Here is a 22,350-nt window from a genome sequence, read left to right as displayed (position 1 = left end):
TCCATAGTTGATAAATAATTTTTGACATATTTTTATTTTCGGGTATTTTTTTGTCACTTAGCTGTCAGTACTTATGTCAGGGTATGATTTTTGTATTTACTCAACTAATTCATTAAATTTACAAGACCAATATTTTATATTATGGATGATAATTTTTCACCTAGAGTAAAAGATGTAATCACTTACAGTAAAGAAGAGGCGCTCCGTTTGGGCCATGACTTTATTGGAACGGAACATCTAATGTTGGGCATATTAAGAGATGGAAACGGTAAAGCAATAAATATACTTAACAATCTGTCTATAGATTTAGAGCATTTGCGCAGAAAAGTCGAAATATTAAGCCCAGCAAATCCTAATGTTGAAGCAAGCAATGAAAAGAAAAACCTTCATTTGACGCGTCAGGCCGAAAGAGCACTAAAAACGACGTATCTTGAAGCTAAAGTTTTTCAGAGCCCTTCCATTAGTACTGCACACTTATTATTGTGTATTTTGAGAAACGAAAATGATCCCACAACCAAGCTGTTGAATAAGATGAAGATTGATTATGATTCAGCTAAAGAACAATATTTGAATATGACACCAAACAGCGAAGAAGAATTTTTGAATGACTTGCCAAAAAATGAATCTTACAATGATGATTCAGGACAAGATGACAGTTTAAAAGAAGGTGCTTTTAATACGCCGGCCAGTAAGTCCAATAAGAAATCAAAAACTCCGGTTTTAGACAACTTTGGACGTGATTTGACAGAAATGGCTGAAGAAGGCAAATTGGACCCTGTTGTTGGACGCGAAAAAGAAATTGAGCGCGTTTCACAGATTTTAAGCCGAAGAAAAAAGAACAACCCTCTTTTGATTGGAGAACCAGGTGTAGGTAAATCGGCTATTGCTGAAGGACTTGCCTTAAGAATTATCCAAAAGAAAGTTTCACGTATTTTATTCAACAAACGTGTAGTGACACTTGATCTGGCCAGTTTAGTTGCCGGAACCAAGTATCGCGGGCAGTTTGAAGAACGTATGAAAGCCGTGATGAACGAACTGGAAAAGAACGACGATATAATTCTGTTTATAGATGAAATCCATACTATCGTTGGTGCCGGCGGAGCTACGGGCTCGCTTGATGCATCGAATATGTTTAAGCCGGCTTTAGCCAGAGGTGAAATCCAATGTATTGGAGCAACAACGCTTGATGAATACCGCCAATACATAGAAAAAGACGGTGCTTTGGAAAGACGTTTCCAGAAAGTGATTGTAGAACCTACTTCTGTAGCGGAAACAATTACGATTCTGAACAATATAAAAAACAAATACGAAGATCACCATAATGTGACTTATACGCCTGAAGCCATTGAAGCTTGCGTAAAGTTAACAGACAGATACATGTCTGAGCGCTTCCTTCCGGACAAAGCCATTGATGCTTTGGATGAAGCAGGTTCACGTGTTCACATTACCAACATTGATGTTCCAAAACAGATTTTGGATTTAGAACGTCAATTGGAAGAAGTCAGAGAGCTTAAAAATACGGTTGTCAAAAAGCAAAAGTATGAAGAGGCTGCAAAGCTTCGCGATGACGAAAAACGTATTGAAAAAGATTTGGCAATAGCTCAGGAACAATGGGAAGAGGATTCTAAAAATAACCGTATTCAGGTAACAGAAGACAATGTTGCCGATGTGGTTTCTATGATGTCAGGAATTCCTGTAAACCGTATTGCACAAACTGAAAGCAATAAATTAGCTAAACTTCCTGAACTAATTGAAAATAAAGTAATTGGGCAGAAAGAAGCTGTTTTGAAAATTGCCCGATCTATCCAAAGAAACCGTGCCGGATTAAAAGATCCGAATCGTCCGATTGGTTCCTTTATTTTCTTAGGACAGACGGGTGTTGGAAAAACCCAATTGGCTAAAGTTATCGCCAAAGAATTATTCGATTCTGAAGATGCATTGGTCCGTATTGATATGAGCGAATACATGGAAAAATTTGCGATTTCAAGATTGGTTGGAGCGCCTCCGGGATATGTAGGATATGAAGAAGGAGGACAATTAACTGAAAAAGTTCGTAGAAAACCATACTGTGTTGTACTTTTAGACGAGATTGAAAAAGCCCATCCTGACGTTTTCAACATGATGCTTCAGGTTCTGGACGACGGATTCCTGACAGATAGTTTAGGACGCAAGATTGATTTTAAAAACACAATCATTATCATGACGTCTAATGTTGGAGCCCGTCAATTGAAAGATTTCGGACAAGGCGTTGGTTTTGGAACAGCAGCTAAAGTATCACAAGCCGATGAAAATGCTAAGAGCGTTATTGAAAATGCGCTGAAAAAAGCTTTTGCGCCAGAGTTTTTGAACAGAATCGATGATGTGATCGTATTCAATGCTCTTGAAAAAGAACATATCGACCAGATTATTGAAATCGAATTGAAAAAACTATACGCCAGAATTGCCGAATTGGGCTATAATCTGGAATTGTCTGAAAAGGCAAAAGCTTTTATCGCAGACAAAGGTTTCGATAAGCAATTTGGAGCCAGACCGTTAAAAAGAGCTATCCAGAAATATGTAGAGGATGCCCTTGCAGAAGAAATCATTACTTCTAAAATTAACTCTGGTGACCTCATATTTATGGATTTGGATGAAACTTCTCAGGAACTGACAGTCCAGATTAAAAAAGCAGAAGAACCTGCCAATTAAGTAGGTTTAAAATACTAATTTCAGGCCACTGATTTAGAGACAGATGAGATTCATACAAGAATTTTCAAAGTCCTAAATCAGTGGCTTGATTATTTAATGACCAATAAAGATATTTACTCAAACTCTTTAGCCGCAGATTTAGAGATTAAATGGATTATTCTCGATCAACTCTTATTTTTAATAATTACAAAAAATTAATTTTTGATTCTAAAATAAGTAGTACTTTAGTCTATTGTTACAATCAATACTTGCTATGTCTACAAACAAAGTTATCCTTGGAAGTGAAGAATGGTGTTCATTTCCTGAATTAGGAATCCCCCTTATTAAGGCTCGTGTCGACTCAGGTGCCAAAACATCTGCGCTTCATGCAGTTAACATCGCTCCTTTTGTGAGAGACGGTGAAAGCTGGGTAAAATTCGATATCAATCCCATACAAAACAATCTCAAGACGATTATTCATTGCGAAGCACTTTTAGTTGATAAAAGAATTGTAAAAAGTTCAAGCGGATTTCGCGAACAGCGTTATGTTATACGCACTACACTGGATTTTGGCGAACACAAATGGCCAATAGAAATGACCCTGACCAATAGGGATTCTATGGGTTTCAGGATGCTTTTAGGACGTGAAGCAATGAGTGGGCGAGTTTTGGTTGACCCGGAACAAAAATACCTTTTAGGGCAGCCTACCAATGACAAACTAAAAGAACTATATCATAATTCCGAAAGAGCAAAAACCGGATTGAAAATAGGCCTCCTGGCCAGTAATCCGGAATTGTATTCCAACAAAAGAATCATAGAAGCCGGCGAACAGCGAGGACATGAAATGCATTTCCTGAATATTAAGGAATGCTACATGAAATTAGATGCTACCAAACCCGAAATTCATTACCGTGGCGGTAAAATTTTAAGTGATTTTGATGCTGTCATTCCTAGAATTCGTCCAAGTATCACTTTTTATGGCTGTGCGCTTACCCGCCAGTTTGAAGCCATGAAGGTATTCTGCCTTAATTCTGCATCTGCTATTACACAATCGCGTGATAAATTGTATTCCTTACAATTGTTACTCAATCACGGTGTTGACATACCAACAACAGGATTTGCCAATTCTCCCTTAGATACGGATGACCTTATTAAAATGGTTGGAGGTTCGCCCCTAATCGTAAAATTATTAGAAGGGACTCAGGGAAAAGGTGTCGTTTTGGCAGAAACAAAAAAAGCAGCAGAAAGTGTTATCAATGCTTTTAAAAGCTTAAATGCCAATATTCTGGTTCAGGAATTTATCAAAGAAGCCAACGGAAAAGACATTCGATGCTTTGTGATTGACGGAAAAGTAGTGGCCGCTATCCAGCGTGAAGCCTTACCAGGAGAATTCAGGGCAAATATCCATTTGGGAGGTACGGCTTCTGTCATCAAAGTAACTTCAGAAGAAAAAAGAATTGCCATTAAGGCGGCTAAGGCCATGAACCTGAAAGTAGCCGGAGTAGATATTATTCGTTCGTCAAAAGGACCGCTTCTTTTGGAAGTAAACTCCTCTCCCGGCCTTGAAGGTATTGAAGGCGCAACAAACAAAGATATTGCCGGAGAAATGATTAAGGCTATTGAGAAAAACTTTAAGTGGAAATAATGAATCCGTATCTCGATATTATCCTGCGAAGCGTAGCCGTATATTTTTTTATGGTTATAGCATTGCGCGTTTTCGGGAAAAAGGAACTATCGCAGCTTAATACTGCCGATGTCATATTGATTCTCCTTATCAGTAATTCTGTCCAGAACGCCATGGTTGGAAGTGATACTTCGCTATGGGGTGGACTTGTAGCTGCAGGAGCTTTGTTTCTGGTCAACTTTATTCTGAAAAAACTCATGTTCCGTTATAAGAAATTAAATAATTTCTTGCAGCAAAAACCCGAAGTGCTTGTCCACAAAGGAAAAATTGAGTTTAAAACGCTGGCGCGGCTTGGCATTACTTCCGATGAATTGACAGAAGCCATGCACGAACACGGCGTTGAATATTATAAAGATGTAAAATATGCCTTTTTAGAAATAGATGGTAATATCAGCATTATTTCAGGCAATGAAAATCTGAAACAGACACACTACAAAAGAAGAAGAAACCATAAAACCTTAAACGGAATAGATTAAATAAAAAAGCAGGCTTACAGCCTGCTTTTTTATTTTAATTCTGTACACTCTCATCAATCTGGAAGCTTTTTAAGAAAGCAACCGTTTTCTCGATATCATAATGCAAAATTCTATCTTCGCTCACTAAAGGCACTTCTTCTCTATATGCTTTTACGAACATTTCAATAAAATCACTCGATTTCAATGGTGCTCTAAAATGGATTGCCTGTGAGGCATTCATTAATTCTATAGCAAGGATACGCTCTAAATTATCCATAATGCGTAATGCTTTTGTAGCGCCGTTTGCTCCCATACTCACATGGTCTTCTTGACCGTTAGAAGAAACAATACTGTCAATGCTGGCAGGAGTTGCCAATTGTTTGTTCTGGCTTACAATACTCGCGGCTGTATATTGCGGAATCATAAATCCTGAGTTCAATCCCGGATTGTCTACTAAAAAAGCCGGAAGTCCTCTCAATCCTGAAATTAGCTGATAAGTTCTTCTTTCTGAAATATTTCCTAATTCTGCTAAGGCAATTGCCAGAAAATCCAAAGCCAATGCCAAAGGCTGGCCGTGGAAATTTCCACCTGAAATAATCTGGTCGCTTTCAATAAAAACGTTTGGATTGTCTGTAACCGAATTGATTTCTGTTTTAAATACTTTCTTCACATAATCAATCGCATCTTTCGAAGCTCCATGTACTTGCGGAATACAGCGGAAAGAATATGGATCTTGTACATGCTGTTTCTTTTGCGAAATAATCTCACTTCCGTCTAAAAATTCAATGACTCTTTTTGCGGTAACAATCTGCCCTTTATGTGGACGAATTAAATGTATCAATTCATTAAAAGGCTCAATTCTTCCATCAAAAGCTTCTAAGGAAACCGTACCTATCAAATCTGCCAGGTAAGAATATTTAGCCGCACGTATTAAAATATGAGCGCCATAAGCATTCATAAACTGGGTTCCATTCAACAAGGCCAATCCTTCTTTTGATTTTAATTGGATAGGTTGCCAGCCAAAATGGTTTAATACGTCAATAGAATCATGTTTTTTGTCATTAAAATAAACTTCCCCCTCTCCGATTAAAGGCAAAGATAAATGCGCCAAAGGCGCCAAATCACCCGATGCTCCTAAAGAGCCTAATTCATATACAACAGGGAAAATATCATTATTATAAAAGTCAATCAAACGCTCAACGGTTTCTAACTGAACACCGGAATAGCCATAACTTAACGACTGGATTTTTAACAGAAGCATCATCTTAACGATGTCTTTTGGCACTTCCTCTCCTGTTCCGCAGGCATGTGACTTTACAAGATTCTCTTGTAATTTGGTAAGATTTTCGTTTGATATTTTTATATTATACAAAGAACCGAAACCGGTATTGATTCCATAGATTGGCTCTTTGTGAGATTCCATCTTTTTATCAAGATAATCACGGCATTTCTGAATATTGACTTTTGCTTCTTCAGACAAAGCCAAGGTCTTATTATGGCTGATAATTTCTTCTAAATTTTCTAACGACAGTAATTCACCGCTTATATAATGTGTATTGTCCATTTTTGTTTGCTTATTTGTGCCTCAAAATTCCGCAAATACTATCAAAAAAGCAACTATTGTGAATCTGTTTTTGAAAAATTTGGGAAATGGGTCTTATTAATCTTCGTTCATGATTTTCTCCCGATATTTTTTCCCTATCAAAAGCAATAATTTAGTTTTATAATCCTCAACCAGCCATTCACGGTAATTTTTACTGCTTTTACTCAGGCAGTTTGTATAATACCTAATTCTGGATTCGATATCGTCATACAGCAGCTTAGAAAGGTTTTTGGCTTCGTTTATAGTTTCCGCATTATCAACACACATAGAAGCATGCTGATCCAGAGATTTTTCTAAAACTACCTTAGAACGCAGGTTTTGCGAAATGGCTATTCTGTGTTCTTCATCCACATCAAATTCAACAACGGCGGTATTGGCAAATTTGGCCCGAACTTCCGGAGACATCTTATATTTAAAATGCATTTCGATTTCGGTATCATTACGCAGGCTTTCAAGATAGAATTCAGGCGATTTGAAAATATGTTGCCAGTCAACAGGATCACTCCACAAACCAAAACGGGCAGCATTGTTCCCCAGGTCGATTACGGTAAAACTGTCTTTATTGGGTAATTTCCTCGAACCGCGCCCAATCATCTGGAAATATAAGGTAAGGGATTTGGTTGCCCTGTTTAGGATGATCGTTTCAACAGTTGGCTCATCGAATCCGGTTGTCAGGATTCCCACAGAAGTCAGAATAGCATCCGGAGTATGTTTGAACCACGATAAAATTTCTTTCCTTTCTTCATTTGAAGTCGTATTATCCAAATGCCTGATAGGATATCCGGCTTCTTTAAAGGTTTCATATACATATAAAGAAGTATAAATTCCATTATTAAAAATCAGGGTTTTCTTTCCTAATGATTTTTCTGTATAGGCATGAAGTAATTTTTCCTGCATGACCATATTCGTATATAGATCATCAGAAGATTTAACGGTATAATCTCCGTTAATGCCAACCTTAAGGGAAGTCAATCCTACATCATAACTATAAGTAACGGCTTTTGCCAAATATCCGTTTTCAATTAATCTGCTTATCGGATCCCCTATGATGAGCTCGTCATAATTTTCATTCATTGGCAGTTTTATATTGGAACTCAAAGGAGTAGCGGTAACGCCCAATATAAAAGAATTTTTAAATGATGACAGCAGTTTCCGGAAAGAATTATAATGGGCTTCATCAATAATTACAAGTCCAATATTTCCGATTTTTAATTTTTCGTCATTCAGCCGGTTTTTTAAAGTCTCCACCATCGCAACAAAACAAGAATATTCATCCTGATCCGGCAATTCCTTGATTTTGCTGTTAATGATTTTGTTTTTGACATTGAATCCTTTCAGCATTTTTGACGTTTGCTTACAAAGCTCAATGCGGTGTGTCAATACCAGAACTTTTTTGTCATTATAAGAAAGATAGCGTCTTACGATTTCAGAAAATACGACAGTCTTTCCTCCTCCGGTTGGAAGCTGGTAAAGCAAATGGTGATTATGCGGAGCGTTATTGATTCGTTCAAAAATCGCATCGATATCCCCTTGCTGGTAGGCATAAAGTTCTTTTTTTTCTTCGATTTCTAATTCTAGGTTTTTTTGGGACATTGCGATTTTGAATAATTTGCAAAAGTACAGACTAAAAAGACTTGTAGGGTTATTTTTGGGCTTTATTTTAAAAAAAATTATAGAAATATTAGGAAATCATATAATGTCATTCGTTTTTAAATAGCCTAATTTTGAAAATCTGGCATTTAATGCCTGATAATACGCCTGTATATGCTGAATTACGATAATTTTACAATAGAAATGGCAACACGTCTCCAAAATGAGATGAAGGAGAATATTTCCTTAAAGACGCGTAATAAAAATATTAGTACGATTGCCGGAGCAGATATTTCACATGAAGTAGGCAGTTCTAAATTATATGCCGGGATTGTTATTTTAAGCTATCCTGATTTGATTCCTCTTTCGTATTCTTTGGCTGTAGGGGAATCCAAATTTGAATATAAAGCCGAATATTTGGCCTTTCGTGAAGTTCCTACCCTGATAAAAGCCTGGGAGCAGATTCCTGTAAAACCTGATTTATTGATTCTTGACGGACAAGGAATCACACATCCCCGTAGAATGGGAATTGCATCGCATTTTGGACTGCTTACCGATCATCCAACAATTGGCTGTGCAAAAAATATGCTTCACGGAAAATACGATGTTTTGGAAGATGAAAAGTTCAGCTTCCGCCCTATTTATAAAAATCAGGACAAACTAGGCTTCGCGCTCCGCACAAAAACCCATGTCAAACCTGTTTTTATTTCACCCGGGCACCACATGTCAGTAGACGACAGTCTGGAAATCATGAATCGTACAGTTCAGAAATACAGAATTCCCGAACCTACAAGACAGGCACATGTTATGGTTAATCTTTTCCGTACGGGACAACGTCAGGCAGGATATCATGAATTCGATGTACAGCTACCGCTGTTCTAAAGAGCTATTCGATAGCATCAAAAAGCCTTTCCAGTTCTTCTTTGTTTTCCCAATTTTGTTTGAAAGCATTATCTTTTATGTGAAGTATTCTCTCCCTGAATTCAGAAACCATTCCGTTTTCAATGCTGTATTTGACAACCTGTTCAAACGAATTCAGCATGCTTTTATAAAATGAAGCATAGCGCATTTCTCTTCGGGCAGTATATTTCTGTGCTACTTCAAGATTATGGAGCATCAGGTCTGCAATTACATAAGAATCAACACCAAGGCTTAAAAAATGCTTGATATATTTCTGCGCCACAGAACGGCGTAACTTGGCACGTTTTCCTTTAAGAGGAAAATATTCATTAGTAACCTTTAATTTTGCTTCCTGAAGCAGTTTATCTTCTTTAGGATTGAATACAAAATCGTAATAGGTTTTAACGTCAGAGAATTTCTCATACAACTCTAACAGCTGTTCTTCCAATTGCTCTTTATCTAATTCTTTAAGATATTTTTTTAAATCTCTTTTGCTCATTTCAGAATTCTCTTTTTACAAATATACTACTATCCTATGATTGCTGCTACTTTGCCAAATTTAGAAAGATAGCATAACTCTTGCTTTTAATCCTCATTCGGAATGCTTAAATTTGACAAATCTCTAAAAAAATTCCATGGAAGACCCGATAAAAGCAACTCCCGCAGAAAAATGGATTATTAACCCCCTTAACAACTTTATCAGTAAGTCTACTACAGGTGGTATTCTTCTTTTTATTGCTGCCGTGGTAGCTATTTTCTTGGCTAATTCGAGCTGGAAAGATTGGTACCATCACATTTGGGAACACAAAATAGGTTTTACAATTAATGATGAACTATATCTTAATTATACTATTCATCACTGGGTAAATGACGGACTGATGGCAGTTTTCTTTTTTGTGGTGGGGCTGGAACTTAAAAGGGAAATGATTGGAGGGGAATTGTCACAGCCTAAAAAAGCATTATTGCCAATTGTGGCCGCCATTGGAGGAATGGTTTTTCCTGCTCTGATTTATACCGCATTTAATTTTGGAGCCGATTCTTCTCATGGATGGGGAATTCCAATGGCTACAGATATAGCCTTTGCTTTGGGCGTTCTGTATCTTTTAGGTGATAAGATACCGGCAACATTAAAAATATTCCTCACCGCCCTCGCCATTGTTGATGATTTAGGTGCTGTTCTGGTTATTGCATTTTTTTATACGGCTTCTATTAATAGCCTAGCCTTAGGGATTGGACTCGGCTTTTTTGTTTTTCTGCTGATCTGCAATAAATTCGGAATCCGAAATATTTTATTTTATGCTTTGGTTGGTATTGCCGGCGTTTGGCTTCCCTTTTTGCTTTCCGGTGTCCATGCAACTATCGCGGCTGTTTTGGTAGCTTTTACGATTCCGGCCGGATCCAGAATAGACGAAACACTATTCATTTCAAAAATCAGGACCCGATTGAATCAGTTCAAAGAGCTTGACCCGACTGATGCTCCTACTCTTTCTGAAGACCAGCTTCATGTTTTACAGAATATACGTAAATTATCAAAAGATGCCATGTCACCACTTCACAGACTGGAACATGGCTTACATTCCTTAGTTAGTTTTATTATCATGCCTGTTTTTGCATTGGCCAATGCCGGAGTTACATTTTCCAGCGGTATTATTGAAAATGCAGCAAGTTCTGTTACTTTAGGTGTTGTTTTTGGATTATTGGCAGGCAAGGTAATTGGTGTGTATGGAGTATCATCGTTAATGATACGTTTCAAATGGGCAAGCTTACCCGAAGGATTGACAAACAAAAGTCTTTTTGGCGTAGGATTTCTGGCTTCAATAGGATTTACAATGTCTCTTTTTGTTACTAATCTTGCTTTTGAGAACCCTGAATACGAACTGCAGGCAAAATTAGGTATTTTTGCTGCATCATTGATTGGTGGAGTAATTGGTTATTTCCTGCTCTCTAAAAATAATAATCCCGAAAATTCAATTACTAATTTATAATACTTCTTTTTTACAATGCTTAAACTTTTTAAAATCGTCGCTTTACTGGAGGGTATCTCTTATCTTTTATTATTTGGAAATATGTTAATCCTTAAAGGAAGCAACCCTGAATTATACAAAACATTTCTATTTCCTATTGGAATGACACACGGGCTTTTATTTATAGCGTACATTATTCTGGCTATCATGTTAAAAATTGAACTTAACTGGAGCGCTAAAAAATTCGCATTGATTGTTCTAGGCTCCATAATTCCTTTAGGTGCTTTTTACGTTGAAAAGAAATACCTGAATGCAGAAGCAAACTAAAATATGATCGAGAAAATATTTAATTGGACATATAATCTATTTAAAGAATGGGGCTATAGCGACACGGTATCATCCTATGCCAATGTTTTCGTTAACTTTATCCTGCTTGGAATAGCTGTCTTTGTAATTCATTATGTATTCAAAAAAATATTAATCGAAGTCTTTAGTACTATTGCACAAAGAACGGAAACTCAGTTTGATGATTTACTGGTTGCCAATAAAACCACTAAATATATTGCTTATCTGATTCCGCTTCTTTTTGTAAACATAACCGTTCCAATCATTCTGAAGGATTTTGCCTATTGGGAAGGATTCTTCAGAAAAGGATTGGAAATCTATATCGTATTTCTGGTTCTTTGGATTATCAGAAGTATTTTAAATGCCATAAAAGATTACCTCAAGCGACTGCCGGATTTTAATGACAAGCCTATAGACAGCTATATTCAGGTATTTATGATTGTACTCTGGATTTTTGGGGTTACAAGCATTGTACTGATTCTTTTTGAAACTTCTTTTACTACGCTTTTTGCCACTTTTGGAGCAATTTCAGCTATTGTAATTCTGATTTTTAAAGATACTATTTTAGGATTTGTAGCCAGTATTCAGGTCTCCGTAAATGACTTGGTTCGAATTGGCGATTGGGTAACTTTTGAAAAATATGGTGCTGATGGCGATGTGGTAGAAATTAATCTTGCTACTGTAAAAGTTCGCAATTTTGACAATACCACCACAACAATTCCTACCTATAGCCTGATTTCTGATTCTTTCAAAAACTGGCGCGGTATGCAGAATTCCGGCGGGAGAAGAATCAAAAGATATGTTCTGATTAAAGCAAACAGCGTGCGGTTCCTGCATACTGATGAATTGGAAGGCCTGAAAAAAATACAGCTTGTGAGTTCTTATATTGAGCACCGCCAACAGGATATTGACAAATACAACACCAATAATAATATTGACAAAAGCCTGACCATTAATGGTAGGAACATGACAAATCTGGGATTGTTTAGAAAGTATATCAATCAGTATCTGGCAAATCACCCCGGAATAAATAAAGACATGACCATGATGTGTCGTCACTTACAACCAACAGAAAAAGGTATTCCAATTGAAGTCTACGCATTTTCGAATGACAAGCGCTGGATTAACTATGAGTATATTATGGCCGATATTTTCGACCATATCATTGCTGCCGTGCCTTATTTTGATTTGGAAATCTATGAGTTACCTTCTGAAAAAGGAGTTCATACCGAATAAAGCCTATTTTTTGATTCTGTCACGGACAAATTCGATTGCTGTCTTGCCATGAATCGAAGGACGCCCAAAGCTGTCCAGATTTACCATTGTTATTGAGTTGACCGTAATAATGGTTTCCTTTGTCATAATATTTCTCACCTCACATTTCAACGTCAGTGATGTCTTTCCGAATTTTACGACATCAATTCCAATTTCAACAATATCTCCTTGTTTGGCAGAGCTGATAAAGTTAATCTCAGACATGTGTTTGGTTACCACACGTTCGTTTTCTAATTGGATTATGGCATATAATGCTGCTTCTTCATCGATCCATGATAAAAGTTTTCCTCCGAATAGTGTCTGATTTGGGTTTAAATCTTCCGGTTTTACCCATTTTCTTGTATGAAATCTCATAATTTTAGTTTGACAAGACAAAATTAATGATTTCTCGCCTATTAAAATTGAATCCAACCGGGATAAAAACATGAAAAAACTCTTAAAAACTTGCCAAAATTTACTAAAAGGGCGTTCAAGTAATTCCTTCCTGTTTTAAAAAAGAAGGTATGATAAGTACTACACTCTGATACTCGTAACCAGCATTAAATGAACAGTGTACTATTAGAATATTATTGCCAACACCTTAATTTACTAGTCATAAAAAAAAGTTATAGAATTATTAAAAAAAATATAAACATGGGAATTATATAACAAAAAGTAAGAAATGTTAAAATTCTATAGTCTATCTTTGCCTTAGAAATGTTGCTCAAAAAAGAGAAAAATTAAATTAAAATCCATTAAGAACTATGAAAAAGAATTTACCATTATTATCGTTTTTATTGCTGGCTTTCGCTTCTGCAAACGCACAAGATTCTGCTGCAACCGTAGAAAAGGCTTCATCAGATGGCTACAACAAATGGTCGATTGAAGTAAACGGAGGGGTAAATAAGCCAACCAGAGCAATGACTGATGGTTATTATACTTCAACATTAAATCTATTCCATGCAGATTTGGGTGTCCGATACATGTTCAATCCAAAATTTGGTTTGAAACTTGATTTCGGTTATGACAAATTTCAGGAACATGATGACAGCAATCCATTTGAAAGTACTTATTTAAGAACAAGCCTTCAAGGAGTTGTTAACCTGGGAAGAGTATTGAATTTTGAAGATTGGACTGATACATTTGGTTTGTTAGTTCACGGTGGTTTTGGGGTTTCTCAGTTATCTGCCAAAGATGGTTTTGACGGAGAAGATTACATGGGTAATGGAATCCTGGGAATTACCGGTCAGGTAAAATTAAGCAACAGTGTTGTATTGACCGGAGATCTTACAGGAATTGTTCATGGAAAGCAAAATTATAATTTTGACGGTCAAGGACCTACAACTACAGGAACATTTGATGGTACATTATTGAATGCGTCTGTAGGTTTGACATTCTATCTGGGTAAAAATGAGAAACACGCAGACTGGTATTCTGAGACTAAGCTGGATGAATTGAAAGCCTTAGAAGAAAGAGTAGGCAACATTGAGACAGGATTGGCTGATTCTGATAAGGATGGTGTGCCGGATATGTATGATTTAGAGCCAAACTCTATTGCCGGAGTTGCTGTAAACACAAAAGGTCAGTCTATCGACAGAAACCAAAATGGTGTGCCTGATGAATTGGAAAGCTATCTTGATAAAACGTACGGACAAAATGGTAAAGCTTCTGCTTCCAACAGTACAATTGAAGAGCTGATCAACGGTGGTTATGTCAATGTATATTTTGACTTTAATTCAGCCAAACCAACAACGACTTCCCTGTCTGGTGTTGATTTCTTAGTGAAATATTTGAAAGCAAACCCATCAGCTAATGCAGAAATCATTGGTTATGCAGATGAAATAGGAAATTCAGATTACAATAAAGATTTGTCACAAAGAAGAGCAAATTCTGTAAGAGATATTGTTGTTAATTCAGGAATCAATGCTTCAAGATTAACGGTTATTGGAAATGGTGAAGATGCTTCTGTAAATAAAAATTCTAAAGAAGCACGCCAAATCGTAAGAAGAGTTACTTTCAGAGTTAAATAATTTCTTCATAAATATTTCAAAACCGCTGTAGTAATACGGCGGTTTTTTTTTATCTTTAAAAGAAAAACCATGGAAAACAGGGACGCTTTCATTTCTGAATTCAGAGGTGAAACTTTAGGAACAGTTACAAGCGAGTCTTCATCTGATGAAATTTTTCAAAACCAGGTCTTACGCCCGATATTAAAACTTCAGAACGATCTTTTTATTGATGTTTTTAGAAATTATATTTCAAAATATAAAAATGATTTCTACAGCTATCCTGTCGAAAAGAAACTGGCGTATATAGAAAACTCTATTCAAAAGGATATTAAGTTCCGGAATTCTCTTAAAGGAATTGTGATTGGTTTGTTTACAATTCATGAATATGATGTATACATAAAAAACTCGTCCTCGCTCAATAAGAGAATGATGAATATGCTGATTGAAAGACTAAAAAACCAGATACAGCTTTTTGAACTGCAAGAAGAATAAACAAAAAAGAGGCAATTTTGCCTCTTTTTTGTTTTAATTCGCTTTTCTAAGAACTGCTTTGGTTCCGTCAGGATTAAGAAGATAAAGCTTGTCTTTTTTTATCTGATAAGTTGTTGTGCTTTGTAAGGCTTTTACAAATAATTTCTCCTTATCATAATTAGGGCACATCATTTCTGTGGTAAAAACATCCGTAAATCGCAATATTTCTGTTTCATAGAACAGCTTGCCTCCCATTCCATTACAACCTGCAAAACCTGTAAATTTGGATTCTTTAGCATTAATCTCTATGCCCGGCAATTTTTTTTCAAAGTCATCGGGATTAATTTTTTTGCCTTCTAATTCTTCCAAAATCCAATTTCCTTCCAATTGCTTATCTACAATATAATTTCCGCAACCTTCAAGATTTTTAAAATCTTTATCTTTTCCTCTTTTTAATGAAGCATTCACATGATAATTATATTCATTATCAGACATGCCGTCAGAACATTTGCCTTGCTGTATCGTAAATTTTAAATGAATGCTGTCTGATTTTGCTTCATACGAAATGACATTGGCATCCATAGCCCTATTCGGCTTTCCGTATAATAATGTAAAATTATTTTCCGTTTCAGGTGATGTAAACCGGACCGAATCCTTCATGATTTCAATTCCCCAAAACGGCTCTGTTCCTGAGGCTTTGAAAAAAACGTCATTTGTTTGTTTAATGGCTACACTATCCTTTGATACAGAAAGAGAATCAGTACCACTAACTTCTTTTTCTGCTGACTTGGGTTTGCAATTAATAAATAGAAAGCTTAAGGCGGCCAATGCGATTATTGATTGTTTTTTCATGAGATTTATTTTTTAATGAAAGACAGTACTTTAGTACCGTTTCCATCGTATAATTTCAATTTGTTTCCCTGTAATTTGAATTTTTGTACGGAATTGAACAAGGTCATAAATTTTCCTTCTCCGGTTCCCTGACAAGCCATTTTTGTCTGTGCGATTGGACCGAAACTAATATTGTCTTCTTTAATAGTATAACTTCCCGACATTGAATTGCATCCTGAATTTCCAGAAATACGGTTTTCTGTCTTGTCGAAATTCAATACTGGAATTTTAGCAAATTCTCCTTTATCAATGGGCTCTCCAAAAGTTTGCTCTAATTCCCAGCTTCCTGTTGAAAGTTCAGCAATGGCTTCTGCTCCTTTTTTGCAGCTACAAGATTGTAATCCGACTAAGACTATGGCACAGATTACCGATAAAAATTTAGCTTTCATATTTTTTTGATGTTATGATTGAAACATAAATATACGCTTTTCATCGCAGAGTATAAAATGTGATAGAGGATATTTAGAGTTCAAAAAAACTTAGAAAATCTATATATTAGATACAAAGATTAGATTTAGGCTGACCAACTTTAGATTTGGAACAGGTTTTGGTCACGGATTAAAATAATTTACTCAGATTTTTTTAAGAAGTTTTATTAAAATACTTTCTCTTCTACCATGAATACGCAACCTTAGAACCTTAGCACCTTAGAGCCTTAGCTACTTAGCGCTTTGAAAATTTTAAATTTGAACGCGGATTGGCCAAGGATTAAAACAATTTACGCAGATTTTTAAAGAAGTTTTATTAAAATACTTTCTCTTCTACCATTGAATACACAACCTTAGCATCTCAGAACCTTAGCTGCTTAGCACCTTTATAAAAGCCCATTATATTTCCTTATAAACCATTCTGCGGCAAGGGAAACTACAATCAGTATCAGTAGCCATATCCAGTCTACCAACGGTGTTTTTTTGATAATTTCTTTTTGTGTGGCTTTGTATTCGTCATTTTGCAATAGCGATTTAATAAGCTCTTCCACCTGATTAGGATGGAAAACCTTTCCCTGAGTTTGGGAAGCCAATTGTGTCAGTTTATTCAAATCAGGATTGACAAACTGCCTTTCAATATCAAAATCCAAAACTTCAAAAAAGCCGTTGTAGGTGTTTTTTGATTTTGCCTCCACTACCTTGAAGCTATATTCACCGGCAGAAAGTCCGTCAAGATTGACCTTATAGGAATTATTGCCTTTTAAAAGGTCATAGTTTTTGGTTTGTTTTGTCTTTTTATTGGTGATGGAAATTGTGAGTCTGGCATTTTCATCAAATTCGTAATTCTTATTAAAATACTGTGCGGTAATTTCAATGGCCTCACCAGAGTTATAGAAGTTTTCATGATTAACCACAAGTGATTTCCTTGCATTATTCGATGCTAAAAATTGTATGGTCTTATCAATAAAAACATCAAATTTATCATAGGATTGGTTCTCTATATGGTTTTGCAATCTCCATTTCCAGATATTTTCCCCTAAAAGAAAAGCATTTCTTTTTCCCTGGTTTTCGGAATATGCCAATAGAGGGGCTCCGGTATTGACATTTCTGATACGGGATGAAACCAAAACTTCTATGTTTTCCTTTGGAGTAACGGTTCCAAAAGCATTTTGCAATGGCGGCAGGTTTTCAAAACCGATATTATCAATAGCAAACAGATTGAACTGAGCATTAAAATCGGACAGGTAATCTTCTTTTTGCCCACTCATTTTGAATTGCAATGTGTTTTGCTGCTGGTTCAGAAAATTAAAATCTGTATTGATTCCAGTAATAATCCAGGTATTCAATCCAGCCAGTTTATTGGCTTCAAAAACAGATTTAAATTCTGAATTAGGCTGATATAAAATCAAGATATTATAATCTTGTAATGAATTGATTTTATTTGGATTGACTATCGTTACTTTACGTTGTAGATTAGTTTCTATTGAACGTTTTAAAGCGCCAATATCAGGATGATTTATTGCAGTAATCAAGGCAACTTCAGACTTTTGGTCAATGACTTCAACAGCAAAATTCTTGTGATTATTATAGGTGTTTTTTTCAGCCTCTTTAGAAGTTATCGATGCTTTAAAAACCTGAACGCCTATTTTATCTGCCGGTAATAAAACGTTTAACACGGCTGTTTTCTTTGAAGGCGTAAAAGAAACGCTTTGTTTTGTCAAAACAGCTCCTCCTTGTGAAATACTAGAATTGGCGTCAATACTTTTGTTTCCGGAATATTGAAGAAATACTTCTACTGGAAATTTGTTCTTATGAAATGCATATTTATTGACATTAAGCTGGCTGATTTTCAAATCCAGAAAAGTAGTCGTATCTCCCAGAATTACAGGAAATACTCTGTTATTTGGATTAAAGCTATAAACATAATCATTCCCTGAAGTCTGGTTTCCATCAGTTAGGATGACTGTCGGGAAAGCCGTGTTTTTATTAATGCTTTTCAGGTTCTTGGCAACTTCATCCAGATTGGTCTGCGTTCCCTTAAAATTAAAACCATCAGATAGTTCAAATTCATTAGAAAACTGATACGACTGAATATCAAATTTTTCCTGTAGTCTTGAATCAGAAACCAGTTTTTTATGGATATCCAAAGCCGTTTCGTTTGCTTTTAATTCTGTTATAGAACTGGAATTATCAACAACAACAGGTAATGGCGTTTTTACTATTTCAAGAGTACTGGTTGTAATTTTGGGATTGATTAGCAAGAGTAAGATGCCAAAAATAGAAAAGAAACGTAAAAAGGCTAAAAGCAGTTGGGTTTTCGACTTATTTTTAGACCTGAAAAAGTATTGGAAAAAAGACAAACCTCCTGCTATTAGTATTGAAAGTAAAAGTAATAGAATGGTGTTTGTCGTCATTTTTTATATGAAATGGATGAAATTTAAAATTCTAGTTTTTTTCAACTACTTGTTAAGAAAACTATCATTTTTATTGCTAATAAGCTTCACTATAAACAAAAATAAAGCTATTACTTTTAGTAGCATTCCTATCATAAGCACTATGTTTCCTGTAAAGAATCCTATTTCAAAATGCATTATCTTTAATAATGCACCAAAAACAGTCAATAAAATTCCAAGAAGCAGAATTATAATGATATAGATATACTTGTTTTTCACAGATAATTGTAGCGTATTACGAATTAAGAATTACGGATTTGAAATCCGTAATTCTTAATTTATATGATTAGGTTAGCATTCCACCATCAACGTTCATAACCTGTCCTGTAATATAGCCACTCATATCAGAAGCTAAGAAAAGGCAAGCATTTGCGACATCTTCAGGTGTTCCGCCACGTTTTAATGGTATAGCGTCTCTCCAGCCCTGAACAACATCTTCGTTTAGTTTTCCTGTCATTTCAGTTTCAATAAAACCTGGAGCAATTGCATTACAACGGATATTTCTTGAACCAAGCTCTAAAGCAACTGACTTTGTAAATCCGATAACGCCGGCTTTTGAAGCCGCATAGTTGGTTTGTCCGGCATTACCCTTCACTCCTACTACAGAACTCATGTTTATAATAGAACCTGCACGGTTTTTAAGCATAATTTTCTGAACAGCTTTCGTCATGTTGAAAACAGACTTCAGATTCACTTCAATTACTTTATCGAAATCTTCTTCTGAAATACGCATCAGCAGGTTATCTTTTGTAATTCCTGCATTGTTAATCAAAATATCAATAGTTCCAAAAGTTGCGATTACATCATCTACTAGTTTTTGTGCTTCATTAAAATCAGCAGCATTAGACTGATATCCTTTAGCTTTTACGCCAAGCGCTATCAATTCATCTTCCAAAACTTTAGCCGCTTCAGCAGATGAACTATAAGTGAATGCCACATTTGCACCGTGTTTTGCAAAAACTTCTGCAATTCCTCTACCAATTCCTCGGCTGGCACCTGTAATGATCGCTGTTTTTCCTTCTAGTAATTTCATTATAAAATATATTTAGTTTGTCTTTGTTGAGTGACAAATATAAGAATTCAATCGCAATACTGTAAGACAAGCCTTTAAACTTTCAGGAATTTATCTATCCTTTTGTTCCATGTTTTGCTATAAATCGCAATCAGTGTAAAAATCAGCAGTATATAAATATACCAGGCATTTGCAATCAGGTCAATCACATCCAATCGTCCCTTTGCAAAATTTAAAATTAACAGCACTTGTGCTCCATACGGAAGAATTCCCTGCACTATACATGAAAAAATATCGAGAATTGCAGCTGTTTTTTTAGGACTCAGTTCATATTCATCACTAATTTCTTTGGCTATGGCTCCGGTAATTACAATAGAAACAGTGTTATTGGCAATAGCCACGTTGGTAAAACTCACCAAAGTACCTATTCCCATTTGTGCTGATTTTTTGCTCTTAATTTTTGACTTTATCTTTTGCAGAACATAATCAATGCCTCCCGCTTTTTCAACTAAGGCGGCCAGTCCGCCCGTTAGCATTGATAATAGAAATATATCGGTCATGCTTAAAAAGCCTTCATAGTTTTTCTGTAAAAAACTCAGTACAGTGAAATCATTTTGGAAAAAGCCAATAATTCCCGCAACCAATATCCCAATCAACAGGGTTATAAAAACATTTAAACCTGACACAGCTAGGCCTATTACAAGGATATATGGCAGTATTGTAATGAGTTCGTAGCTTTCTTTTTCAATAGCTACCGGACTTATTTCTGAATTAACTCCTAGATAGAAAAGTAATAGTATTGTGATAATAGATGCCGGTAACGCTATAAAGAGATTGACTTTAAATTTATCGCGCATTTCACATCCAAGCGATTGTGTGGCAGCAATTGTAGTGTCTGATATAATAGACAAGTTGTCTCCCAACATGGAGCCGCCCAGTAATGACCCGGCAATTAAAGGCATGGAAGCACCGCTTTTGTCAGCCAGGCTGATGGCGATTGGTCCTAAGGCTACTATCGAGCCGACAGAAGTTCCTGTGGCAGTTGATAAAAATGAGGCTATTAAAAAGATGCCTAATGGGAAATACTCCGTGTCTATTGTACTGATTCCTAAATTTACAACTGCGTCTACAGCTCCCATTGCCTGAGTAACGACAGCAAAAGCTCCGGACAGCAGATAAATAAGACACATTGTGATGATTTGATTATTTCCGCAGCCTTTTATCAGCGTGTCAACTTTTGCCTCAATAGATTCCCTAAAAAGTAAAAAGGCTGTAATTATCCCAAAAGTTACTGCTATTGGAGACGGCAAAGCATAAAAGTCATTGAGCAGGATTCCGACACCAAGGAATGTAAAGATAAAAATGAAAAAGGGCAATAAGGCTACAATAGAACCTTTAGTTTTAATAAGATGTTTCATCATCGATTGCTTAAAAATTAATAAAGCTCACGACGAAAAGCAAACCGAAAAAAGTGTGGAATGGCAACATTTTTTCCAAAGGATTTGGCTTATCGTTTTAGCACCTTGCTTGTTGTTGCAGGTTGCTATCTCTTTATGAGATTCGTGATAACGGATGCAAATATAAAGCATATTTTAAATTATATTTACAGTAATTGCAGTTTTTACAAATATTTAATAATCTTCCGCGCAATTAAATTATCTGTAAAAACAAAGCCTCTCTATTATCAATTCAACAGAGAGGCTTTTTGGTTTGTTTTATTTGAATTAAACTTCCGGCATGACAACATAACTGTTATCGTCTTTTACCTTCGGAAATTCTTTTTTTCTCCAACGTTCTTTTGCCGCTTCAATTTTTTCATTGCTGGAAGACACAAAATTCCAATAGATAAATCGCTCTTCAGGAAGCGGTTGACCACCAAAAAGAATAATATGGGTATTTGGTTTGAGGGTCATGGAACAGGCATTGTCCAATTTTGACACCAACATATTTCCTTTTTCAACATGATTATCACAGGCCTGAACAGCGCCTTCAACGACACAGATTCCAATTTCCCCAAAAAGCTGTCCTTCTGTATGGAGAAGGTATTCATCCTGGGTTTTGATTTCGACCATAAACAGATCAGAATGTACCGGAACCGGTGATTCTTTACCGTATCCTTTTCCTGCCACTAATGTAAATTCTGCCGTTTCGTCTTTCCATCGTGGCAGATCGTTCCTGTCAAAATGGTGAAATTCCGGCTCCATATCTTCTTTGTCTTTTGGCAGTGCTACCCATATTTGGTAGCCATGCATCATATACTCTTTTCCGTGTCTTAATTCTTCAGGAGTTCTTTCGGTATGGGTTACACCATTTCCGGCAATCATCCAGTTTACAGACCCCGGAGCTATTTTCTGTACAGTGCCAATACTATCCTTATGCATGACTTCGCCTTCGAGCAAGAAAGTCAATGTTGCCAATCCAATGTGCGGATGCTGGCCTACATCCATATAATGATCCGGTCCCATTTTTGTTGGTCCCATGTGGTCAATAAAGATAAATGGCCCTACCATTCTTTTTTTACGGAAAGGTAATAGTCTGCCTACCAAAAAGTCCCCAATATCACGTGGCCTTTCTTCTATGATTAAGTCGATGTTTGACATATTTTGTTTTGTTTATTAAGGATA

The 22,350-nt window shown here is 36.1% G+C and carries 19 protein-coding genes and 1 riboswitch; of the genes, 9 read left to right on the top strand and 10 right to left on the bottom strand.

Annotated features, from left to right (window positions below):
* Positions 1-141: 141 nt before the first annotated feature.
* The 3 genes from B0G92_RS13030 to B0G92_RS13020 all read left to right on the top strand — a co-directional run bounded on the left by B0G92_RS13030 (position 142) and on the right by B0G92_RS13020 (position 4,827).
* Positions 142-2,688 carry an ATP-dependent Clp protease ATP-binding subunit gene (locus B0G92_RS13030; RefSeq protein WP_056073692.1) on the top strand — a complete coding sequence of 849 codons (2,547 nt, stop codon included), beginning with the start codon at positions 142-144 and terminating at the stop codon, positions 2,686-2,688.
* Between the two features lie 253 nt (positions 2,689-2,941).
* Positions 2,942-4,312, top strand: coding sequence for a 30S ribosomal protein S6--L-glutamate ligase (rimK, locus tag B0G92_RS13025; protein WP_056073694.1), 1,371 nt, complete (start codon positions 2,942-2,944; stop codon positions 4,310-4,312).
* Positions 4,312-4,827, top strand: coding sequence for a DUF421 domain-containing protein (locus B0G92_RS13020; protein ID WP_101472534.1), 516 nt, complete (start codon positions 4,312-4,314; stop codon positions 4,825-4,827). Before rimK ends, B0G92_RS13020 begins: the two co-directional genes overlap by 1 nt.
* A gap of 34 nt (positions 4,828-4,861) precedes the next feature.
* Here the strand turns inward: B0G92_RS13020 and hutH are convergent, their stop codons facing one another.
* On the bottom strand, positions 4,862-6,370 hold the full coding sequence (gene hutH, locus B0G92_RS13015) for a histidine ammonia-lyase (protein WP_101472533.1): 1,509 nt from the start codon (positions 6,368-6,370) through the stop codon (positions 4,862-4,864).
* 96 nt (positions 6,371-6,466) lie between these two features.
* Positions 6,467-8,002: a DEAD/DEAH box helicase gene (locus tag B0G92_RS13010; RefSeq protein WP_180326445.1), complete on the bottom strand. Its 1,536-nt coding sequence runs from the start codon at positions 8,000-8,002 to the stop codon at positions 6,467-6,469.
* A gap of 171 nt (positions 8,003-8,173) precedes the next feature.
* Between B0G92_RS13010 and B0G92_RS13005 the strand changes: the two genes are divergently transcribed.
* Positions 8,174-8,881, top strand: a complete 708-nt coding sequence (locus tag B0G92_RS13005; RefSeq protein ID WP_180326444.1) for an endonuclease V — start codon at positions 8,174-8,176, stop codon at positions 8,879-8,881.
* A gap of 4 nt (positions 8,882-8,885) precedes the next feature.
* Here B0G92_RS13005 and B0G92_RS13000 read toward each other — a convergent pair whose 3' ends face one another.
* Positions 8,886-9,398, bottom strand: a complete 513-nt coding sequence (locus B0G92_RS13000) for a DUF6155 family protein (protein ID WP_101472531.1) — start codon at positions 9,396-9,398, stop codon at positions 8,886-8,888.
* A gap of 136 nt (positions 9,399-9,534) precedes the next feature.
* Between B0G92_RS13000 and nhaA the strand changes: the two genes are divergently transcribed.
* Genes nhaA through B0G92_RS12985 form a run of 3 tightly spaced genes read left to right on the top strand, consistent with a single transcriptional unit; the run spans position 9,535 to position 12,444 of the window.
* Positions 9,535-10,884, top strand: coding sequence for a Na+/H+ antiporter NhaA (nhaA, locus tag B0G92_RS12995; RefSeq protein ID WP_101472530.1), 1,350 nt, complete (start codon positions 9,535-9,537; stop codon positions 10,882-10,884).
* 15 nt (positions 10,885-10,899) lie between these two features.
* A complete protein-coding gene (locus tag B0G92_RS12990) occupies positions 10,900-11,190 on the top strand; it encodes a DUF3817 domain-containing protein (protein WP_056073705.1) in 291 nt (96 codons plus the stop codon).
* Positions 11,191-11,193: 3 nt separating this feature from the next.
* A complete protein-coding gene (locus B0G92_RS12985) occupies positions 11,194-12,444 on the top strand; it encodes a mechanosensitive ion channel family protein (protein ID WP_056073707.1) in 1,251 nt (416 codons plus the stop codon).
* A gap of 3 nt (positions 12,445-12,447) precedes the next feature.
* Here the strand turns inward: B0G92_RS12985 and B0G92_RS12980 are convergent, their stop codons facing one another.
* The gene (locus B0G92_RS12980) at positions 12,448-12,837 is read right to left on the bottom strand and encodes an acyl-CoA thioesterase (protein ID WP_056073709.1); all 390 of its coding nucleotides are present in this window, start codon (positions 12,835-12,837) and stop codon (positions 12,448-12,450) included.
* Between the two features lie 389 nt (positions 12,838-13,226).
* Between B0G92_RS12980 and B0G92_RS12975 the strand changes: the two genes are divergently transcribed.
* Together B0G92_RS12975 and B0G92_RS12970 are read left to right on the top strand one after the other, a co-directional pair.
* Positions 13,227-14,492 carry an OmpA family protein gene (locus B0G92_RS12975; protein ID WP_101472529.1) on the top strand — a complete coding sequence of 422 codons (1,266 nt, stop codon included), beginning with the start codon at positions 13,227-13,229 and terminating at the stop codon, positions 14,490-14,492.
* A 69-nt stretch (positions 14,493-14,561) separates the two neighbouring features.
* Positions 14,562-14,963: a hypothetical protein gene (locus tag B0G92_RS12970; protein ID WP_056073712.1), complete on the top strand. Its 402-nt coding sequence runs from the start codon at positions 14,562-14,564 to the stop codon at positions 14,961-14,963.
* A 33-nt stretch (positions 14,964-14,996) separates the two neighbouring features.
* On the opposite strand, the gene B0G92_RS12965 is transcribed toward B0G92_RS12970, so the two are convergent.
* The 6 genes from B0G92_RS12965 to B0G92_RS12940 all read right to left on the bottom strand — a co-directional run bounded on the left by B0G92_RS12965 (position 14,997) and on the right by B0G92_RS12940 (position 22,326).
* Positions 14,997-15,794 (bottom strand): META domain-containing protein, encoded by a 798-nt coding sequence (locus B0G92_RS12965; RefSeq protein ID WP_101472528.1) that lies wholly within the window; start codon positions 15,792-15,794, stop codon positions 14,997-14,999.
* 5 nt (positions 15,795-15,799) lie between these two features.
* Complete coding sequence (locus B0G92_RS12960; RefSeq protein WP_101472527.1) at positions 15,800-16,222, bottom strand: META domain-containing protein; 423 nt, start codon at positions 16,220-16,222, stop codon at positions 15,800-15,802.
* A 425-nt stretch (positions 16,223-16,647) separates the two neighbouring features.
* Positions 16,648-18,675, bottom strand: a complete 2,028-nt coding sequence (locus B0G92_RS12955; protein WP_101472526.1) for a hypothetical protein — start codon at positions 18,673-18,675, stop codon at positions 16,648-16,650.
* 325 nt (positions 18,676-19,000) lie between these two features.
* Entirely contained in the window at positions 19,001-19,747 is a 747-nt protein-coding gene (fabG, locus tag B0G92_RS12950) for a 3-oxoacyl-[acyl-carrier-protein] reductase (protein WP_056073724.1), read from the bottom strand.
* Between the two features lie 74 nt (positions 19,748-19,821).
* Positions 19,822-21,144: a Na+/H+ antiporter NhaC family protein gene (locus B0G92_RS12945; RefSeq protein WP_218971862.1), complete on the bottom strand. Its 1,323-nt coding sequence runs from the start codon at positions 21,142-21,144 to the stop codon at positions 19,822-19,824.
* Between the two features lie 59 nt (positions 21,145-21,203).
* Positions 21,204-21,300: riboswitch (SAM-I-IV-variant riboswitch) on the bottom strand.
* 150 nt (positions 21,301-21,450) lie between these two features.
* Positions 21,451-22,326 (bottom strand): pirin family protein, encoded by an 876-nt coding sequence (locus B0G92_RS12940; protein WP_101472524.1) that lies wholly within the window; start codon positions 22,324-22,326, stop codon positions 21,451-21,453.
* Positions 22,327-22,350: the final 24 nt, after the last annotated feature.

Origin of the sequence: Flavobacterium lindanitolerans (assembly GCF_002846575.1) — a bacterium.
Taxonomy (GTDB): Bacteria; Bacteroidota; Bacteroidia; order Flavobacteriales; family Flavobacteriaceae; genus Flavobacterium; species Flavobacterium lindanitolerans.
Note: the sequence above shows the minus strand (reverse complement) of the source record. Positions and strands in the feature narration are given on the sequence as shown.

What these genes read in the sequence shown, in the direction of transcription:
- B0G92_RS13005 (WP_180326444.1), top strand. Translation starts at nt 8,174, where the DNA reads ATGCTGAATTACGATAATTTTACAATAGAAATGGCAACACGTCTCCAA.
- B0G92_RS13000 (WP_101472531.1), bottom strand. Translation starts at nt 9,398, where the DNA reads ATGAGCAAAAGAGATTTAAAAAAATATCTTAAAGAATTAGATAAAGAG.
- hutH (WP_101472533.1), bottom strand. Translation starts at nt 6,370, where the DNA reads ATGGACAATACACATTATATAAGCGGTGAATTACTGTCGTTAGAAAAT.
- B0G92_RS13030 (WP_056073692.1), top strand. Translation starts at nt 142, where the DNA reads ATGGATGATAATTTTTCACCTAGAGTAAAAGATGTAATCACTTACAGT.
- nhaA (WP_101472530.1), top strand. Translation starts at nt 9,535, where the DNA reads ATGGAAGACCCGATAAAAGCAACTCCCGCAGAAAAATGGATTATTAAC.
- B0G92_RS12975 (WP_101472529.1), top strand. Translation starts at nt 13,227, where the DNA reads ATGAAAAAGAATTTACCATTATTATCGTTTTTATTGCTGGCTTTCGCT.
- B0G92_RS12955 (WP_101472526.1), bottom strand. Translation starts at nt 18,675, where the DNA reads ATGACGACAAACACCATTCTATTACTTTTACTTTCAATACTAATAGCA.
- fabG (WP_056073724.1), bottom strand. Translation starts at nt 19,747, where the DNA reads ATGAAATTACTAGAAGGAAAAACAGCGATCATTACAGGTGCCAGCCGA.
- B0G92_RS12940 (WP_101472524.1), bottom strand. Translation starts at nt 22,326, where the DNA reads ATGTCAAACATCGACTTAATCATAGAAGAAAGGCCACGTGATATTGGG.
- B0G92_RS12970 (WP_056073712.1), top strand. Translation starts at nt 14,562, where the DNA reads ATGGAAAACAGGGACGCTTTCATTTCTGAATTCAGAGGTGAAACTTTA.
- B0G92_RS12980 (WP_056073709.1), bottom strand. Translation starts at nt 12,837, where the DNA reads ATGAGATTTCATACAAGAAAATGGGTAAAACCGGAAGATTTAAACCCA.
- rimK (WP_056073694.1), top strand. Translation starts at nt 2,942, where the DNA reads ATGTCTACAAACAAAGTTATCCTTGGAAGTGAAGAATGGTGTTCATTT.
- B0G92_RS13010 (WP_180326445.1), bottom strand. Translation starts at nt 8,002, where the DNA reads ATGTCCCAAAAAAACCTAGAATTAGAAATCGAAGAAAAAAAAGAACTT.
- B0G92_RS12985 (WP_056073707.1), top strand. Translation starts at nt 11,194, where the DNA reads ATGATCGAGAAAATATTTAATTGGACATATAATCTATTTAAAGAATGG.
- B0G92_RS12945 (WP_218971862.1), bottom strand. Translation starts at nt 21,144, where the DNA reads ATGAAACATCTTATTAAAACTAAAGGTTCTATTGTAGCCTTATTGCCC.
- B0G92_RS13020 (WP_101472534.1), top strand. Translation starts at nt 4,312, where the DNA reads ATGAATCCGTATCTCGATATTATCCTGCGAAGCGTAGCCGTATATTTT.
- B0G92_RS12965 (WP_101472528.1), bottom strand. Translation starts at nt 15,794, where the DNA reads ATGAAAAAACAATCAATAATCGCATTGGCCGCCTTAAGCTTTCTATTT.
- B0G92_RS12990 (WP_056073705.1), top strand. Translation starts at nt 10,900, where the DNA reads ATGCTTAAACTTTTTAAAATCGTCGCTTTACTGGAGGGTATCTCTTAT.
- B0G92_RS12960 (WP_101472527.1), bottom strand. Translation starts at nt 16,222, where the DNA reads ATGAAAGCTAAATTTTTATCGGTAATCTGTGCCATAGTCTTAGTCGGA.